Here is a 19,180-nt window from a genome sequence, read left to right on the forward strand (position 1 = left end):
AGTCATCATGTTGATCAAAATTGAAGCAATCGTAAGAGAAGAAAAATTTGAACAGGTTAAATCTGCTCTTCAGGACATCCAGGTGAACGGGGTTACCATCTCCCAGGTTATGGGGTATGGAACGCAGCGTGGCTATACAGAAATTGTCCGCGGAAGTGAAGTAGATATCCTGTTACATCCCAAAATTAAATTTGAAGTGGTCGTCTCTTCCGAAGAATGGGAACAAAAAACAATCTCAGCAATACAAAAAGCCGCTTTTACCGGCGAAGTCGGTGACGGAAAAATTTTCAGCTATGAAATCCGCAGCGCTGTCAAAATCCGCACAAAAGAGACCGGTTATAATGCAGTTCAGTCACAAGATAATCTTTAATCTGCCGGGGAATCACAGTTCAATATGTGATTTCCCGGTCTCTTTATTCCAGCATGATCCAGTTTGCACGAAAGGGACGCATTAAATTCCAGTATCCGACTCCATATAGTTCATATTCTTTTGCCAGTTCGATCTTTGCCGCAATACTTCTCACATCTTCAAACCAGACTTCCTGCTCTCTTCCCTGATTTCTGTAAGTAAAATACGGGCTTTGAGCCTCCTGGTCATACTGAATTGGAGCACCGTATTCCACCGCAAGCCGTACAGCCCCTACATTACCGATCGTCTCTGCTTTTGTCACTCCTTTTTCATAAGGAAGGGTCCAGTTATACCCATAGTTCGGTATCCCCATCAGAAGCTTCTCAGCCGGGATCTGTGTCAGCGCATACTCTACCACCTGGCGGACTTTCGTAAGGGGTGCGACTGCCATGGGCGGACCATAAGAATATCCCCACTCATAAGTCATCAGAAACAGCCGGTCTGCCTGTTCTCCCAGAAGTGCATAATCAATCCCCTCATAGAGCAGCCCTTTCTGATCTGAAGACGTCTTGGGCGCCAGAGCCACTGACACGCGATATCCCTTTTCGTTCATGGCAGCCCGCAATTCTCCGACAAACTCGGCATATCCTTCCCTGTTCTGCGCACGGACATATTCAAAATCTACATCCACGCCCACATATCCTTTTTCCTCCACCACCTTCAGCAGATTGGTAATCACATTTTCACGTACTGATTCTTCCTCCACCAGAGTCTGGATCAGCTGATTGTTAAAGACCCCCTGTGTAAACGGGGTCAGAACCAGCATCGGTTCTATCCCATTCTCCCAGGCCAGCTGTATCATCCATGTTTCATCCTGTATGGGCGGAACCAACTCTCCTTCAAACGTAAAGCCATAAGAAAACACAAGCAGTTCATTGAGTGCCGGAAATGCCATCTCCAGCACATAAGGTTCAATAAAAGGATATGCATACCCTGTCACATACAAATCCTCTCGAATTTCCGCGCTCTCCTGCGGTTTTAATAAGAGCAGCGCCTGCCCCACTGTCAGTTCTCCCTCTTCTCCCAGCTGATTATCATAAATAATCTTCCAGACGGGAACCCCACTTTGACGGGAGATCGAAGATACAGTATCTCCCGGTACTGTCACATAAATCATAAAAACACCTCCTGACTATCCTATGTCCGATAGCCGGGAGGTATTCGATAAATCAGTGTTTGAAAAACTGTTGACTTTTTTTGTAAAGTGGCATATCATAATCTTAGCTAAGGAAATGGAGAATATTCCATAGTCAAAGTGAACCCCCAAGGAGGCCAGTCCTTGGGGGTTCTTTTTGGGCTAACTGTCTTTATCATTCCGGTCTAACCACTTGCGTATGTAGTAGCCAGCCACACTCACCATAACCGAAACAAGGAATCGGAGAATATAATCCATAGTCTCACCTCCCTTCTGCTGGAAGGTTTCGACAGCATATTCATCATATCACAGCATTTGTTTCTTTTCCATGCATTTTTTCAATTCTACAGAGTCAAAAAAACGCCATCTATGTCCCCATAGAATGGCGTTTTTCTTCCTCTATAAAATAATCATCGCATCTCCGAAGCTGAAAAAACGATACCGTTCTTTCACTGCCTCTTCATAGGCTGCCATGACATGCTCTTTTCCCGCCAGTGCAGATACCAGCATGATCAGTGTAGATTCCGGCAGATGGAAATTTGTGATCAGCCCATCTAATATCTTAAACTGATATCCCGGATAGATAAAAATTTCTGTCCAGCCGCTGCAAGGCTTTAAGCGTCCGTTCTCGTCCGCCGCAGATTCGATGGTACGGCAGCTCGTCGTTCCCACACAGATCACACGGCCTCCATGTTCTTTGGCTTTGTTGATCTTCTCTGCCGCTTCTGCATCCACCATGTAAAACTCCGAATGCATATGGTGCTCGGTCACATCCTCCACTTTCACCGGGCGGAATGTGCCCAGTCCGACATGAAGTGTCACTCTTGCAATATCCACGCCTTTTTCCTGAATTTCTTTCAAAAGCTTCGGAGTAAAATGAAGCCCCGCAGTCGGTGCTGCAGCTGAACCTTCGTGAGCTGCATACACCGTATTATAACGGCTTCTGTCTTCCAGCTGGTGGGTAATATATGGAGGAAGCGGCATCTGACCAAGCTGGTCTAAAATCTCCTCAAAGATTCCCTTATACTCAAAGTGAATCAGACGGTTTCCCTCTTCTACCACATCCACAACCTCGCCGACCAGAAGTCCTTCTCCGAAACTGATCCTGGTTCCCGGTTTTGCTTTTTTCCCCGGTTTTACCAGTGTTTCCCACACATCGTTTTCTCCGCGCTTCAACAGGAGGACCTCGATCTTGGCACCGGTGCCTTCTTTTTCTCCGATCAGGCGTGCCGGAATTACTTTTGTATCGTTGATGACCAGACAGTCTCCCGGATTCAGATAATCGATCACATCCCGAAAGATATGATGCTCTGTTTTCCCTGTCTCTTTATCCAGAAACAATAATCTGGAACCGGAGCGATCCTCCAGAGGATCCTGTGCGATCAGTTCCTCCGGCAGGTCATAATAAAAATCACTTGTTTTCAATGATATCCCTCTTTCTAAACAGACTCGGTCCTATTTTCTCAGCTCGATTCCCATCTCTTCCAGTGCTTTTAAGATCCGGTTCATCGCAGAAGTTACATCCGCCTCTTCCAGAGTCTTATCCTTTGCACGGAATACGATAGAATATGCAACGGATTTGAATCCGGCTTTGATCTGACTTCCTTCATACAGGTCAAACAGTGCATAGCTTTCCAGATATGCTCCGCCTTTTTTCTCGATCACATCTTCAATCTGTCCTACCAGGATCTCTTTTGGCACTACCATACTGATATCTCTTGTCACAGCAGGGTACTTTGCGATTCCTGTATATTTTCTGTCAAAAGTTGCATACGGAATGATCTCCGGCATATCCAGTACTGCTACATATGCGCGTTCCCCGATTCCGTAAGTATCGGCAACTTCCGGATGTACCTCTCCCAGATATCCGACTACTTTTCCATCGTAAATGATATTTGCCTGGCGCCCAGGATGCAGATATGTTTTTCCTGCATTTGGATCGTATGTTTCTTTTTCGTTCATTCCGATCTTCTCAAAGAATTCTTCTACTACACCCTTCATGCTGAAGAAATCCCCTTCTCCATACATTCCCAGAGTAAACTGCATTCTTTCCTCCGGAAGCTCTGTGATCGGAAGCTGTTTTGGCAGATAAATATTTCCAAGTTCGTAAAGTCTTACATTTTTGTTTCTGCGGTTATAGTTTGTCGCAAGAGATGTGAGCATTCCATTTAAGGATGTCGTTCTCATCACACTATAATCTTCTCCCAGTGGGTTCATGATCTCCACTGTTTCTCTCAATTTCGAATCTGCCGGGATTCTCAGTTTGTCAAACACCTTCGGGCTCTCGAATGAATAGGTCATTCCCTGGCTGAATCCGCAGAATTCGGCGATATCTTTTGCCACATCTTCGATTCTCAGTTTGAAGGACAGTTTTCCTGTTGTGGCCTCTCCCTTTGGAAGTGTCGTCGGAATATTATCATATCCAAAGAATCTTGCAACCTCTTCTGCCAGATCTGCAATTCTGAACAGATCATGACGGAATGTCGGTGCGATCACTTCCTTTGCTGCTTCATCATATTCCAGACTGATCTTTGCGAAATAACCAAGCATCTCTTCTTCTGAAATCGAAGTTCCCAGCATTGCATTGATCTTGTCTGCATCAAATGGAACTCTTACCGGTTCTTTTACTTTTCCGTAAACATCCACGGTTCCGCCAACCACTTCTCCGGCGCCTAATTCTTCTACTAACTGGCAGGCTCTGTCAATGGCTGCTTTTGCATTGTTCGGATCCAGACCCTTTTCAAATTTTCCGGAAGCATCTGTACGAAGCCCTACTCTCTTTGAAGATTTTCGGATGTTGACACCGTCAAAGCATGCTGCCTCAAAGAGCATGGTCTTGACATCATCTGTGATCATGGAGTTTTCCCCACCCATGATACCGGCAATTCCGACTGCTTTTTCTCCGTCACAGATCATCAGGACATCCTTGTCCATGATACGCTCCTGTCCGTCAAGTGTGGTAAATTTCTCTCCATCCTGTGCAGTTTTTACAACAATCTCATGACCTGCGATCGTATCCAGATCATAGGCATGCATCGGCTGTCCGTACTCTTCCATCACATAGTTTGTAATATCCACCAGATTGTTGATCGGACGAATTCCTACAGATGCCAGCCTTCTCTGCATCCATTTTGGAGACGGACCGATTTTAATATTTTTTACCACTCTTGCACAGTATCTCGGACACAGATCGGCATCTTCTACTGTTACTTTTATATAATCGTTGACATCTTCTCCATTTCCTGTCTCTTTCACGATTGGAGGAACAAACTCTTTGTTGAATGTAGCGGCTGCTTCTCTTGCGATTCCAAGTACGCTGTAGCAGTCTACACGGTTGGATGTCACTTCATACTCAAATACCACATCGTTTCTGTCAAGCGCTTCAATCGCACTTGCTCCGATTTCGGCATCCTCCGGGAAGATATAGATTCCGTCTTCCGGAGCCTCCGGATACATATCTGTCGTAGAACCCAGCTCCTCGATAGAACACATCATACCAAAACTTGCCACTCCGCGGAGCTTGCCTTTTTTGATCTTGATTCCGCCCGGAACTTTCTGTCCCGGCTCATGTCCCCCTGCCACGCGTCCACCGTCCAGTACGACCGGCACTTTTGCACCTTCAAATACATTTTTCGCACCTGTTACGATCTGTACTGTCTCTGTTCCTACATTCACCTGACATACGACCAGTTTGTCTGCATCCGGGTGCTTTTCAATCTTATCGATCTGACCAATGACAATCTTTTCCAGATCTGCATCCAGCTGTTCATAGCCCTCTACTTTTGTTCCTGACAATGTCATTGCATCTGTATATTCCTGCGCTGTCACGTCCAGATCCGGGACATACGCTTTTAACCATGATAAAGAAGTATTCATAATCCTATTCCTTTCTCTCCACCTAAATCCTAGAACTGTTTCAAAAATCTGATGTCATTTTCATACAAAAGTCTCATGTCATCAATTTCATATTTCAGCAGTGCGATTCGCTCCAGACCGACACCGAATGCAAATCCTGAATATTCCTCCGGATCGATTCCGCACATCTCCAGCACATGTGGATGTACCATCCCGCATCCGAGGATCTCAATCCAGCCGGAACCTTTACAGAATCGACATCCTTTGCCTCCGCATTTGAAGCAAGTCACATCCACCTCTGCACTTGGCTCTGTAAACGGGAAATGATGCGGTCTGAATTTTGTCTTTGTCTCTTCTCCAAACAGCTCTTTTGCAAACACTTCCAGTGTTCCTTTCAGATCTGCAAAGGAAACATTTTTATCGATCACAAGACCTTCAATCTGATGGAAGGATGGAGAATGTGTTGCATCCACTTCATCAGAACGGAATACTCTTCCCGGTGCGATCATACGGATCGGCAACTTGCCCTGCTCCATCACTCTCGCCTGAACCGGAGAAGTCTGTGTACGCAGCACAATGTCCTTATTCACATAAAAGGTATCCTGTTCATCTTTTGCAGGATGCCCATCCGGAATGTTGAGTTTCTCGAAGTTGTACAGGTCGTATTCTACTTCCGGTCCTTCTACTACTTCGTATCCCATTCCCACGAAAATGCGCTCTACCTCTTCCAGTGCGATCGTATTTGGATGTCTGTGTCCCACCGTACTTTTCTTAGATGGCAGCGTCACGTCAATGACTTCCGCTTTCATTTTTTCCTCACGGATGGCTGCCTCCATTTTCACTTTTGTCTCTTCTAAAAGCTCTTCGATTGCAGCTCTTGTCTCATTGACCAGCTGTCCGACTTTCGGACGCTCCTCTGGGGCCACGTCTTTCATTCCCTTTAATACGGCTGTTAATTCTCCTTTTTTTCCAAGAAATTTTACACGCACCTCGTTCAGCTTTTCCGGCATATCAGAAGCTTTAATCTGCTCCAAAGCCTGTGCTTTGATTTGTTCCAGTCTGTCTTTCATCTTCTTTCTCCTTTCTTTGAAAGCATATTTCTTAGTATGAAAAAAACTCCATCCCAAAAGGGACGAAGTCTGTATTCGCGGTACCACCCTAATTCCCACAGTCTTCCTGTGAGCACTTGGTCTTGTGTAACGTACAATAGACGGCACTTTCTACTCTGAAATCATTTCAAAAATGCAGCTTACGTGGGAATTTCGATTGCCGTCTGAACCAAAGAAGGCTTACAGCCAGTGACCTTCTCTCTCTGATGGAAAACAGTTCTCTACTGTGCACGCTCATCGCTTTTCATATCCTGATTCATTTTTCAAATTTAAGACAAATTTACTTTATTATCTTATCACAGTTTTTGTGATTGTCAAGATATTTCTCTAACAGTGCATTGACTTCTCCGCCAAGAAGGATCACATACATACACAGATACAGCCACAGCATAATCAGCACAATCGTAGTCATACTTCCATACATATCTGAAAATCCTTCAAAGATGTCCAGATAAATCGAAAAAATAAAAGAGATCAGCAGCCATCCGCACGCTGTAAAAACGGCTCCCGGAAGCTGTTTACGCAAAGTTGTCTTCTGTGTTGCTCTCCGGTTTGGAAGATATTTATAAACCAGATCCCAGAAAACGGTCAGAACTGCAAGTGTCATAACGGTCCGGATCTTAATAATATACTGCATCAGAGTACTCCAGAACGGTGCATGCTTGTAGATCATGGCGCTGATACTGTTTCCAAATACAGACAGAACCAGTGACAGTACGATTGCAAGAATGAAGATCACGGTATATAAAGAAGCCCTAAGCCTCAGGTATACATAATTACGAGTCTCGGTATTACCATAAATGCAGTTCAGTCCTGCAGTCACGGACAGTACCCCTCTTCCTGCAGACCACAGCGCTACAAGGATCGTGATCGGAATGATCTTAGCCGACTGGGAAAAATAGACCTGTGTCACGATCGAACGGATAAACCCCTGCACGGATGTCGGAAACACCTGCTCCACTGCATCGATGACATTTGCATAAGTAGCTGGTGTAAACTGTACCGCCGTCAGCAAAAGCAGGATGATCGGAATCATAGAGAGTACAAAAAAATAAGCAGCCTGGGCCGCATACGCTCCTGTATGATGGGAGCCGACGATCTCAGTGACTTTATTTACTTTTTTTATCGTCTCCTTGACTCTTCTTCCCATAATATTCTCTCCTGCTGCTCTCAAACTTTCAAAATCATATCATAAAGCCCCTGTTTCGTAAAGGGATCTTTTTTGAAGGCTTGTATATCCTGTATTGATGAAATAAGGGAATGAAATCAGCCTGTGCTAAATTTCATTCCCTTTTATCTTCTGTAGAATCCCCAAAATGCCGTTCCCTGTATTTTGACTCCTAGCACGCAAGCTAGGTGGGCAACCGCATCTGCTTTTCTGTCTTCCACTGCATAACGGAGGCTTGACATATTACAGAAATATAAGAATCCCGTTTAAAGTATTGTAGGTTCAAAATAACAAGGTTATCGAACATCTCAGGTTTTCCGTTGAATTTATTATAGCCTATTTACATAGATTTTACAACCCATACTCCATTTCTTTTTTCATGGTATTTTTTTCAAATTTATGGTATAGTAACATTATTTACATTTGAATGCAAGGAGAGGATACTATTATGAAAACAACTGAATTAAAACTGGTCTATTTCAGTCCGACAGGGACGACAAGAAGGGTCATCATGGAGGCAGCACGTCAGATTGACCTTAAATCCGTCTCATTTGACCTGTCCGTACATAAAGAAAAAAAGCCGGTTCTGCAATTTGACGAAACAGATTTTGTCCTGTTTGGAATCCCGGTTTATTCCGGCCGGGTTCCCGAAACATTTCTTTCTTATTTCGAGACACTCAAAGGAAACAACACTCCGGCTGCGCTGATCGCAACTTATGGCTGCCGGGCATACGAAGATGCTCTGTTAGAATTAAAAACCGAGGTGGAAAATCGGGGATTCCACGTAATCGGTGCCGGTGCATTTCCTACTGAGCATTCGATCGTTCGTTCAATTGGTCTGAGCCGTCCGAATAAAGCGGATCTAAAGACAATCAGTGAGTTCGGGATCGCATTAAACCGCCGTATCAAAAATGAAGATCTCTCTGCGCTCTCCATTCAGGTACCTGGTAACACTCCATATCGCAAATACGCAAAAACTCCACTGATTCCAAAGGCAGATGTCAGCCTGTGCACGGAATGTAAAGCTTGCGTCAAATCATGTCCTGCCGGAGCAATCTCTGCACAGGATCCGAAAAAGACGGACAAGAAAAAATGTATTTCCTGCCTGCGCTGCGTACGAAGCTGTAAGCAAAAAGCCCGCAGTGTCAGCAGTATGAAACTCTCCATGGCAGCCAAAAAACTGAACAAAGTCTGTCAGAGTGATAAAGCCGCTGATATCTTTTTATAAATCCTGTCATTAGAACGTTATTACTCCGATAGATGAATCATTTCTGCAATTTGTATGACGTAAGAAGAGAGTCAGATCCTCCTGACTCTCTTTCGTTGATATTCCCCTTGTATCTTTCTAAAAATATTTCTTTTTCAGTTGCATCGTATACACTGCAAATACCACCAGTGCTGCCATAAAAAGAATGCCGCCCACTGTGTCCACCATCTCCATCGGATTTACATACCAGTGGATACAATCTACAATTCCATAAAGAATCGAAACAATTCCAAATCCCAGAACTGCCGGCAACGCCTTTTTCAGATATGCTTCCTTATCTTTGCACATCTTTTCTGAATAACTCTTCCCCAGGAGAATCGTTTCATTAATGTGTCCGTCTTTTTTCATGTTAAAATATGCATACAGGCAATATATCCCGCATCCTACTGCAAGAATTCCGATAAAACCAAACACACTGTTCATACTGTCCGCACTCATTGACTATACCTCGATTTCTAATATTTCTTTCACTGTCTCTTTCATTTTGTCTGCATCACACTCTCTTGTATGAAGGATTTTCGCATCACGGATCTCCTTGACCGCATTCGGAACGGCAACCTGAGAAAGCTTCTCCAGCTCGTCCACAAGCTCAAACTCGTCTCTTCCCGCATATTCTGCATCAATTGCACGCATCACACTGCCTACGAATTTATATGGACTGGCTGTGGAAGCGATCAGACATTTTGTCTCATCCCCACTTTCTTCTCTGTACTGTGCACATACACAAGAAGCAACTGCCGTATGTGTATCCATCACATATCCGGTACGTTTATATGTATCGTGGATTGCCTGTGCTGTCTGTTCCTCCGTTGCATAACCTCCCACAAAATCATCCAGTTTTGCCTTCATTTCTTTTGTAATCTCATATGCACCACTACTTTTTAATGCATCCATCAGTTCTGCATTTTTCTGACCATCCTGTCCTGCAATTGTATAGATCAGCCGCTCCAGATTGCTTGAGATCAAAATGTCCATGGACGGGGAGGATGTCAGCACAAATTCTCTGTTTTTGTCATATGTTCCTGTACGGAAGAAATCAAACAGGACTTTGTTTTCATTGGATGCACAGATCAGCTTATTGATCGGAACCCCCATCTGTTTTGCATAGTATGCTGCCAGAATATTACCAAAGTTTCCGGTCGGAACCGTCACATTGATCTTCTCTCCACTTTGAATCTCGTCATTCTGAAGCAGTTTTGCATATGCATAGACATAATACACAACCTGAGGTACCAGACGACCGATGTTGATCGAATTTGCGGAAGAGAACTGATATCCTGCCGCATCCAGTTCCTTTGCAAGCACCTGGTCTTCAAAAAGCGCTTTGACACCGCTCTGTGCATTATCAAAGTTTCCATGAATTGCCACAACTGAAGTATTGGCACCTTTCTGTGTCACCATCTGCATCTCCTGCACCCGGCTGACCCCGTTCTTCGGATAAAACACAATAATCTTCGTTCCCGGCACATCTGCGAATCCTGCCATCGCAGCTTTTCCGGTATCTCCGGAGGTTGCTGTCAAAATGACAATATCCTTTGTCACATGATTCTTCTTTGCAGATGTTGTCATCAAATGCGGAAGGATCGATAATGCCATATCCTTAAACGCGATCGTCGCTCCGTGAAACAGCTCCAGATGATAGACATCTCCCACTTTCACAAGGGGGGCGATCACTTCTGTATCAAACTTGGAATCATATGCGCTGTCTATGCAGTGCTTTAACTCCTCCTCTGTAAAGTCTGTCAGAAACTGTTTCATCACTGCGTATGCGGTCTCCTGATACGTCATGTTTTTGAGTTCTTCCATTGTCACATCCAGTGTCGGAATCTGCTCCGGCACGAAGAGTCCGCCATCTTCTGCAAGCCCTTTTAAGATTGCCTCAGACGCTGTTACTTTTTTCTCAGAATTTCTTGTGCTTTTGTATAACAAATTCATATCTTCGCCCTCTTTTTCTTTCTTCACACTGTTATTGCCATGAATTATATCATAAGTGCTCTGTTTTATCAATTTTGTTTCTTAAATACAATGAAGAGAATTGCACTGACACCCATCAGGACGGGGTAGAACAAATTCGGAATAATATCAAACGGAGTCAGTCCTGTGAGAGTTGCCGCAGACAGAAGCTGAGCTCCATACGGGATCATTCCCTGCCCCACGGATGTAAAAATATCCAGAAGGGATGCGGATCGTTTTGGATCAATGTCATATTCTTCGCTGATCTCTTTTGCAATGGGACCTGCCATCACAATGGCAATGGTATTATTTGCTGTACAAAGATCTACAAACAATGCCAGCACTGCGATTCCAAATTCGCCGCCTCTTTTTCCTCTGATCCTGCTTTTGATCAGATTTAAGATGAACCGGATTCCACCATATTCTCTGACAAGTGACACGATACAGGCAACAATGATCGAAATTACCGTGATATCATACATTCCGGTCACACCGTCTCCTACGACATTAAAAATCTCAGACAATCCGATGCTTCCTGTTGCAACGCCCACGATCAGAGATAACGCAATTCCACTGATCAGAACAACAAACACGTTAATCCCCGCCAGTGCTCCCACCAATACAACGAGATATGGAAGTACTTTCCAGATGCTGTATGGCATCTCCTCCCGGATCTGATAACTTCCGTTTCTTGTCATCAGCCAGAATATCACAATCGTTAAAATCGCCGCCGGGAGTACGATCAGAAAATTTGCCTTGAATTTATCTTTCATCTCGCAGCCCTGTGTTTTTACCGCGGCGATCGTTGTATCTGAGATCATGGACAGATTATCACCAAACATTGCTCCGCAGACAACGGCTCCAATACAGATTGCCAGAGAAAATCCTGTCTTTTCACTGATTCCGACTGCAATCGGAGCAAGCGCTGCGATCGTTCCCATGGAGGTTCCCATGGATACAGAAATAAAACAGCCGATCACAAACAATCCTACGACTGCAATGGATGGCGGAAGCACCGAAAGCCCCAGATTTACCGTACTCTCCACACCGCCTACCGCAGTTACTGCACCGGAAAATCCGCCTGCACATAAAAAGATCAGACTCATCGTAATGATATTCTCATCTCCGATCCCGGCAGAAATCACCTTCATTTTGTCTGCAAATGTTAACTTCCCATTCTGCAAAAACGCTGTCAGAAGAGCGATTAAGAATGCCACAATTGCCGGCATCGCATAAAAATCGCCAAATACAATCCCCATCCCCAAAAACAGGACCAGAAATACTCCGATCGGAAGAAGCGCCACCGCCCTTCCTTTTTCTTCCGCTCTCAACTTTTTCTCTTCCACTGATGTTCCTCTCTTTCTCATTTCACTTCTTTCTTCTTTAATAAAATCCATGAGGGCGTTCCAAAAGATTCTCCGACTTTTTGAAAACGCCCTCATTTTATATCATGCTCTTTCTTTCAATATCCGGTCTTAATTTCCGTTCTCTTTTTTTCTGCTGTTTGTATAGCTTACAAGACCTCCGGCTGCGATCAGCTTCTGCATAAATTCAGGAAACGCCTGTCCCTGATACTGAGTTCCTTTGGTGCGGTCGTAGATCATTCCGCTGTCAAAATCTACTTCAACCTCATCTCCGGCTTCGATTTCCTGTGCCGCCTGTGGACATTCAATGATCGGAAGCCCGATATTGATGGCATTGCGATAGAAAATCCTTGCAAAGGTCTCTGCGATCACACAGCTTACTCCTGCTGTTTTCAGACAAAGAGGCGCATGCTCTCTGGAAGAACCACAGCCGAAATTCTTCTTTGCCACGATCAGATCTCCCGCCTGCACTTTTTTTGCAAACTCCGGATCAATATCTGCCATGGCATGTGATGCCAGCTCTTTTGCATCAAATGAATTCAGATATCTTGCCGGAATAATCACATCCGTATCTACATTGTCTCCATATTTAAAAACGTGTCCCTGTGCTCTCATGCCTCTTCACCTGCCCTCTCCGGATTTGCAATATATCCTGCAATCGCACTCGCCGCTGCCACTTCCGGAGATGCAAGATAAATGAGAGAATCTACATGTCCCATTCTTCCTACAAAATTCCGGTTTGTCGTAGATACACAGCGTTCTCCTGCTGCCATAACACCCATATGACCGCCCATACACGGTCCACAGCTCGGTGTATTGACCGCACAGCCTGCATCCACAAAAATATCAAGCAGCCCTTCTTTGATACACTGTTTGTAAATCTTCTGAGTTGCCGGAATGACCATCACACGCACATCCGGATGTACCGTATGCCCTTTTAAGATTGCCGCTGCCTTTCGCATATCTTCCATTCTTCCATTGGTGCAGGAACCGATCACCACCTGATCGATCTTGATCGGTTCCATCGCCTCGATCTCATCGATGGTCTTTGCATTGCCCGGAAGATGCGGAAATGCAACTGTCGGACGCACTTCGGAAAGATCAATGGTTACAACCTGTTCATAATCTGCATCCTCATCTGCCTCGAAAATCTGATATTCTTTTTTCGAATGCTCTTCTAAATATGCTTTTGTCTGTTCATCCACCGGGAAGATTCCGTTCTTCGCACCTGCTTCAATCGCCATGTTCGCCATGGTAAAACGGTCATCCATAGACAAATGTGCAATTCCGTCTCCGGTAAACTCCATGGATTTGTAAAGTGCCCCATCTACACCGATCTTGCCGATGATGTGGATGATGATATCTTTTCCGCTGACATATTTTCCAGGTTTTCCAGTCAGTACAAACTGAATCGCCGCCGGAACTTTAAACCAGATCTCACCGGTTGCCATACCGGTTGCGATATCGGTCGTTCCCATACCGGTTGAAAACGCACCCAGCGCTCCATAGGTACAGGTGTGGGAGTCTGCACCAATGATGCATTCTCCTGCTGTCACCACGCCTGCCTCCGGAAGGATAGCATGCTCTACTCCGGACTTGCCCTGTTCAAAATACCATTTCAATCCCTGTTCTTTTGCAAATTCACGGATCGCTTTTGAATTCTCTGCGGATTTGATGTCTTTGTTCGGGGTGAAATGATCCGGTACAAATACAACCTTCTCTTTATCAAACACCTGATCTGCCATCTGCTTCAGAATCGGCAGCGCCATCGGTCCTGTGATGTCATTTGCCATCACAATATCCAGCTTTGCCTCGATCAGCTGTCCTGCAGTTACAGATTCCAGCCCTGCATGTGCTGCCAGTATCTTCTGTGTCATTGTCATTCCCATAGGAGAATCCCCCTTTCTCAATCTTTATTTTGCCTGAATAAACCCTTTTGCTGTCAGAGCTTCTGCGCAGAGAACTGCTCCACCTGCTGCTCCTCTGACTGTGTTGTGGGAAAGTCCTACAAATTTGAAGTCAAACATCGAATCTTCTCTCAGTCGTCCGATTGACACTCCCATTCCGTTCTCATAATCTACATCCAGTTTCACCTGTGGACGGTTGTCCTCTTCCAGATACTGAATAAACTGCTTTGGTGCACTTGGAAGGTTTTCTTCCTGTGGGAAACCTTTGAATGACACAAGCTTTTCGATCAGCTGCTCTTTTGTCGGTTTCTTCTCAAAATTGATAAATACAGCTGCTGTATGACCGTTTAATACCGGTACACGCAGACACTGGCAAGTGATTTTCGGAAGCTGAGCCTTTACGATCTCGCCGTTTTCTACTTTTCCGAGAACACGCAGCGGCTCCTGCTCACTCTTTTCTTCCTCTCCGCCAATATATGGAATGATATTTTCCACCATCTCCGGCCAGTCTTTAAATGTCTTTCCCGCTCCGGAAATGGCCTGGTAAGTCGTTGCCACTACTTCTTTTGGTCCGAACTCTTTCCATGCAGCCAGACACGGCGCGTAGCTCTGGATCGAACAGTTTGGTTTTACTGCGATAAATCCGCGTGTTGTTCCAAGGCGTTTTTTCTGATCCTTAATCACATCAAAATGTTCTGAATTGATCTCCGGCACTACCATCGGCACGTCCGGTGTCCAACGATGCGCACTGTTGTTTGACACGACCGGTGTCTCTGTCTTTGCGTATTCTTCTTCGATCGCTTTGATCTCTTCTTTTGTCATATCCACTGCGCTGAATACAAAATCTACCGTAGACGCAACATGTTCCACGTCGTTTACATTCATAACAACCAGTTTTTTCACTGCTTCCGGCATTGGAGTTGTCATTTTCCATCTGTCTCCGACTGCCTCTTCATAAGTCTTTCCTGCAGAACGCGGACTTGCTGCCACTGTCACAACCTCAAACCACGGGTGATTCTCAAGCAAAGAGATAAATCTCTGTCCGACCATTCCTGTTGCTCCTAAAATTCCAACTTTTAATTTCTTTTCCATCTTCTTTCTGTCCTTTCCTCTCATTTTTATTTGAAAACAGCAAACCTGCTATTCTTCTTTCAAATATGCTTCTTCCAGTGCGATTGCCTGCTCCATGGCACTTTTCCCCGGTGCTCCGATGGTATTTCGCATTTCCACACAAGTCTTCATGCTGATGGCCTCATAGATATCTTCTTCAAATACCGGAGAGATTGCCTTATACTCCTCCAGACTCATATCATCGAGGGCGATATTTTTATCAATACAATATAAAACCAGCTGTCCTACAATCCCGTGAGCATCCCGAAACGGCACGCCGTGATTGACCAGATAATCCGCCGCATCTGTCGCATTTGTAAAACCATTCTTTGCACTGTCTTCCATCCGCTGCTTTCTGAACCTCATGGTGCGAAGCATCCCCGTAAATAATGCCAGACAGCCTTTTGTCGTATCAATGGCATCAAACACCAGCTCTTTGTCTTCCTGCATATCTTTATTATATGCAAGCGGGATTCCCTTCATTGTCGTCAGAAGGGACATCAATGCCCCGTAAACTCTTCCTGTCTTTCCGCGCACAAGCTCTGCGATATCCGGATTCTTCTTCTGCGGCATAATGCTGCTTCCGGTACTGTACGCATCATCAATCTCCACAAACTGATACTCATTGGAATTCCAGATGATCACTTCCTCACAGAAACGGCTTAAGTGCATCATCACGGTAGACATTGCTGACAGCATCTCGATCAGATAATCTCTGTCAGATACGGAATCCATACTGTTTAAGGTCGGTCCGTCAAATCCAAGCAGCTCTGCCGTATATTCCCGATCCAGCGGATAAGTTGTCCCCGCAAGAGCCCCTGCTCCAAGCGGGCAGTAGTTCATGCGTTTTCTGATATCTTTCATTCTAAGACGGTCTCTTTTGAACATTTCAAAATATGCGCCAAGATGATGCGCAAGTGTCACCGGTTGTGCTTTCTGAAGATGTGTAAATCCCGGCATATACGTCTCGATATGCTCTTTCATCAGTTTTAAAAGCACTTCCAGCAATTCTTTTAAAAGTGTATCCAGTGCTTCGATCTCGTCTCTTGTGTACAGCCGCATATCCAGCGCCACCTGATCATTTCTGCTTCTTCCGGTGTGCAGTTTCTTCCCTGCATCTCCAATCCGGTCGATCAGATTCGCCTCTACAAAGCTGTGGATATCTTCATACTCATCCGTGATCTCAAGTGTCCCGTTCTCCACATCTGCCTGAATCCCTTTCAGACCTTCAATGATGCTCTCTTTCTCCTCTTTTGTCAAAATTCCCTGCTTTTGAAGCATTGTCACATGTGCGATGCTTCCCCGGATATCCTGCGCATAAAATTTTTGATCAAAAGAGATCGATGCATTAAAATTATATACCAGCTTGTCTGTTTCTTTTGTGAAACGACCGCCCCATAACTGTGCCATTCCCCTGTCTCCTTTTCTCCGATAGTATCTTTTCAGATTGCAATTAGTTTAACACATTAACGTGTTATATGTCCATAGAAAACTGTGACAGTTTCCGCTCTATTGTGTACTGCTTCTTTGTGAAAACTCACAACCGCAGTAATCCTGCCGATACAATCCATATTCTTTGGATAACTCAATGGATCGTTTGTATCCGTTTTTCTTTTTAAAGTCAGACTGCAGGTATTTCACTCCAAACTCTTTCTGTGCTGCCAGTCCGATCTCATTTAACTTGGCTGCATTTTTCATAGGACTGATAGAAAGTGTGGTCGTAAAATAATCATAACCGGCTTTTTTTGCCATCTGTGCCGTCTCCCGAAGCCTGAGCGCATAACATTTAAAGCATCTGGCGCCCCCCTCTTTGACATCTTCCAGCCCCTCTGCCATCCGGTAGAAGCGATCCTTCTCATAATTTCCCGCCAGAAAACTGACCGGATGCTTCAGATTCATACGGGATATCAGCTCCTGCTGCTCCAGAATTCGTTTTGTATATTCACTTTCCGGATAAATGTTCGGATTATAATAAAATACCGTGATTTCAAAATACTCTGACAAGTACTCCAATACATAACTGCTGCACGGCGCACAGCAGCTGTGCAGCAAAAGTTTTGGCACACGTCCCTCTTTCTGGAGACTTACGATCGTTTTATCCAGTTCTTTCTGATAATTTATCACATTCATCGTTTGTTTCCTCCGGATTTTCATTCTTTCCTTTTTTACAATCTATTATAGTATACGTCTTTCCGGGATATCTGTAAAGAAATGTCGGATTTTCCAAAAGAAACGCACAGATTTTCTTGTTTTCCATAAACTGATTATATACTTGTCGAATGGAGTGTCTGTATGGAACCAATTTTAACACTGGATCACTTAAGCTATGCCTATCATACTCTGGAAGGCGAAACAAAAGCACTGTCAGATATTTCCCTTTCCGTGAAACCGGGAGAATTTGTGGCAATTGTCGGTCCATCCGGATGCGGCAAGTCCACACTGCTCTCACTGATCGCCGGTCTTTTGAAACCGGAAGAGGGGGAGATTCTGCTCAATGGAAAATCATTAAAAGAAAGCGCGACCAATATCGGTTATATGCTGCAGCACGACCACCTCTTTGAATGGAGAACAATTTATCACAACATCCTCCTTGGACTGGAAATCCAGCATACACTGACTGCTGCAGCCAAAACCCATGCACGGGAGCTGTTAAAAACCTATGGACTGGAAAAATTTGCCGACTCACGCCCTTCTGAACTCTCCGGAGGAATGCGCCAGAGAGCTGCTCTGATCCGCACCCTGATCCTGGAACCGGATCTGCTGCTTCTGGATGAACCTTTTTCCGCACTGGATTACCAGACACGGCTTTCCGTAGGAGATGATATCGGACAGATCATACGGGATTCCGGCCGCACTGCTGTGTTAGTGACACATGACCTTTCCGAAGCGATCAGCCTTGCAGATACCATCTTCATCCTCAGCAAACGTCCGGCCTCCATTGCACGTATCGTTCCCGTCACCTTCTCCCTGGCCTCTGACACCCCTCTTAAACGCCGCAACGCTCCGGAGTTTAAGACATACTTCAATATTTTATGGAAGGAGCTGAATCAAAATGTCTGAACTTTCAAACAGGCAGAAACGTTATCTACTCCTCCAAAAACGCCATCACCTGATCGTCAATTTATCAAGACTCCTGATCCTGATCCTTTTTCTGGGACTCTGGGAGATCACTTCCCGCCTGGGAATGATCGACTCTTTCGTTTTCAGCAGTCCTGCCAAGATTGTCCGCTGCTTTTGGAGCATGGTCCTTGACCGAAGTATTTTTCTCCATCTTGGAATCACACTTTACGAAACGATTTTAAGCTTCCTGTTCGTTACCGGAATCAGTATTCTGATCGCAGTTATTTTGTGGTACAGCAAAAAATTATCCGAAATACTGGATCCTTATCTGGTCGTGTTGAACAGTCTTCCGAAATCCGCCCTGGCACCGCTTCTTATCGTCTGGCTCGGAGCAAACCAGACAACCATTATTATTGCCGGAATGTCCGTTGCGATCTTTGGAAGCATTTTAAATCTGTACACCAGTTTCACAACAATCGATGAAGAAAAGATCAAGCTCATTTACACACTCCACGGAACGAGACACCACGCACTGACCAAAGTGGTCCTGCCAAGCTCCATTCCCGCGATCATCAGCAATATGAAGGTCAATATCGGCCTGTGTCTTGTGGGTGTGATCATCGGAGAATTTTTAGCGGCCAGAAACGGACTCGGATACCTGATCATTTACTCCAGTCAGGTTTTTAAAATGGATTGGCTGCTCATGTCGATCGTGCTTTTGTGTATTATGGCGATGGGATTATATGCCTTGATCAATCTGGTAGAAAAACTCTGTAAAAAACGGTTTTAAAAAATCAGGGAAAGCGGATCCTGTTTTTACAAGTTCCACTTTCCCTGATACTT

Annotated in this window: 17 protein-coding genes, 1 other RNA gene and 1 other annotated feature; of the genes, 4 read left to right on the forward strand and 14 right to left on the reverse strand. The window is 44.8% G+C overall.

The features are described 5' to 3' along the window. Positions 1–7 precede the first annotated feature (7 nt). Positions 8–370, forward strand: a complete 363-nt coding sequence (locus FXV78_RS00290; protein WP_009244454.1) for a P-II family nitrogen regulator — start codon at positions 8–10, stop codon at positions 368–370. Positions 371–413: 43 nt separating this feature from the next. Here FXV78_RS00290 and FXV78_RS00295 read toward each other — a convergent pair whose 3' ends face one another. From FXV78_RS00295 to ssrS, 6 genes are all read right to left on the reverse strand, one after another. Beyond that, positions 414–1,526, reverse strand: a complete 1,113-nt coding sequence (locus FXV78_RS00295) for a glycosyl hydrolase family 18 protein (protein WP_004844329.1) — start codon at positions 1,524–1,526, stop codon at positions 414–416. Positions 1,527–1,943: 417 nt separating this feature from the next. Then, entirely contained in the window at positions 1,944–2,969 is a 1,026-nt protein-coding gene (gene queA, locus FXV78_RS00300) for a tRNA preQ1(34) S-adenosylmethionine ribosyltransferase-isomerase QueA (RefSeq protein ID WP_004844330.1), read from the reverse strand. 30 nt (positions 2,970–2,999) lie between these two features. Next, positions 3,000–5,420: a phenylalanine--tRNA ligase subunit beta gene (gene pheT, locus FXV78_RS00305; RefSeq protein WP_004844331.1), complete on the reverse strand. Its 2,421-nt coding sequence runs from the start codon at positions 5,418–5,420 to the stop codon at positions 3,000–3,002. A gap of 29 nt (positions 5,421–5,449) precedes the next feature. Next, a complete protein-coding gene (gene pheS, locus FXV78_RS00310) occupies positions 5,450–6,469 on the reverse strand; it encodes a phenylalanine--tRNA ligase subunit alpha (protein ID WP_009244457.1) in 1,020 nt (339 codons plus the stop codon). 55 nt (positions 6,470–6,524) lie between these two features. Next, positions 6,525–6,755 (reverse strand) — a binding site (T-box leader). Between the two features lie 33 nt (positions 6,756–6,788). After that, complete coding sequence (locus tag FXV78_RS00315; protein ID WP_004844333.1) at positions 6,789–7,658, reverse strand: YihY/virulence factor BrkB family protein; 870 nt, start codon at positions 7,656–7,658, stop codon at positions 6,789–6,791. Positions 7,659–7,812: 154 nt separating this feature from the next. Then, a non-coding RNA gene (gene ssrS / locus FXV78_RS00320) (6S RNA) lies at positions 7,813–7,994 on the reverse strand. A gap of 130 nt (positions 7,995–8,124) precedes the next feature. Between ssrS and FXV78_RS00325 the strand changes: the two genes are divergently transcribed. Beyond that, complete coding sequence (locus tag FXV78_RS00325) at positions 8,125–8,904, forward strand: 4Fe-4S binding protein (protein ID WP_009244458.1); 780 nt, start codon at positions 8,125–8,127, stop codon at positions 8,902–8,904. A gap of 117 nt (positions 8,905–9,021) precedes the next feature. Here FXV78_RS00325 and FXV78_RS00330 read toward each other — a convergent pair whose 3' ends face one another. The 8 genes from FXV78_RS00330 to FXV78_RS00365 all read right to left on the reverse strand — a co-directional run bounded on the left by FXV78_RS00330 (position 9,022) and on the right by FXV78_RS00365 (position 17,407). Continuing rightward, positions 9,022–9,381 (reverse strand): hypothetical protein, encoded by a 360-nt coding sequence (locus FXV78_RS00330; protein ID WP_004844336.1) that lies wholly within the window; start codon positions 9,379–9,381, stop codon positions 9,022–9,024. A gap of 3 nt (positions 9,382–9,384) precedes the next feature. After that, a complete protein-coding gene (gene thrC, locus FXV78_RS00335; RefSeq protein ID WP_009244459.1) occupies positions 9,385–10,878 on the reverse strand; it encodes a threonine synthase in 1,494 nt (497 codons plus the stop codon). 68 nt (positions 10,879–10,946) lie between these two features. After that, positions 10,947–12,263, reverse strand: a complete 1,317-nt coding sequence (locus FXV78_RS00340) for a Na+/H+ antiporter NhaC family protein (RefSeq protein WP_147334868.1) — start codon at positions 12,261–12,263, stop codon at positions 10,947–10,949. Between the two features lie 108 nt (positions 12,264–12,371). Continuing rightward, on the reverse strand, positions 12,372–12,875 hold the full coding sequence (locus tag FXV78_RS00345; protein ID WP_004844339.1) for a 3-isopropylmalate dehydratase small subunit: 504 nt from the start codon (positions 12,873–12,875) through the stop codon (positions 12,372–12,374). Next, the gene (gene leuC / locus FXV78_RS00350; protein WP_004844340.1) at positions 12,872–14,149 is read right to left on the reverse strand and encodes a 3-isopropylmalate dehydratase large subunit; all 1,278 of its coding nucleotides are present in this window, start codon (positions 14,147–14,149) and stop codon (positions 12,872–12,874) included. Before leuC ends, FXV78_RS00345 begins: the two co-directional genes overlap by 4 nt. Before the next feature lie 24 nt (positions 14,150–14,173). Next, complete coding sequence (gene asd / locus FXV78_RS00355; RefSeq protein WP_009244462.1) at positions 14,174–15,259, reverse strand: aspartate-semialdehyde dehydrogenase; 1,086 nt, start codon at positions 15,257–15,259, stop codon at positions 14,174–14,176. Between the two features lie 48 nt (positions 15,260–15,307). After that, positions 15,308–16,687: an argininosuccinate lyase gene (argH, locus tag FXV78_RS00360; RefSeq protein ID WP_004844342.1), complete on the reverse strand. Its 1,380-nt coding sequence runs from the start codon at positions 16,685–16,687 to the stop codon at positions 15,308–15,310. A gap of 99 nt (positions 16,688–16,786) precedes the next feature. Beyond that, positions 16,787–17,407, reverse strand: coding sequence for an epoxyqueuosine reductase QueH (locus FXV78_RS00365; protein ID WP_022037424.1), 621 nt, complete (start codon positions 17,405–17,407; stop codon positions 16,787–16,789). A 162-nt stretch (positions 17,408–17,569) separates the two neighbouring features. On the opposite strand from FXV78_RS00365, the gene FXV78_RS00370 reads away from it, so the two are divergent. Beyond that, a complete protein-coding gene (locus tag FXV78_RS00370; protein ID WP_004844344.1) occupies positions 17,570–18,337 on the forward strand; it encodes an ABC transporter ATP-binding protein in 768 nt (255 codons plus the stop codon). Then, positions 18,330–19,127, forward strand: coding sequence for an ABC transporter permease (locus FXV78_RS00375; RefSeq protein ID WP_004844346.1), 798 nt, complete (start codon positions 18,330–18,332; stop codon positions 19,125–19,127). The genes FXV78_RS00370 and FXV78_RS00375 overlap by 8 nt, the downstream gene beginning before the upstream one ends. Positions 19,128–19,180: the final 53 nt, after the last annotated feature.

The sequence above is a fragment of the Mediterraneibacter gnavus ATCC 29149 genome (assembly GCF_008121495.1).
Classification (GTDB): domain Bacteria; phylum Bacillota; class Clostridia; order Lachnospirales; family Lachnospiraceae; genus Mediterraneibacter; species Mediterraneibacter gnavus.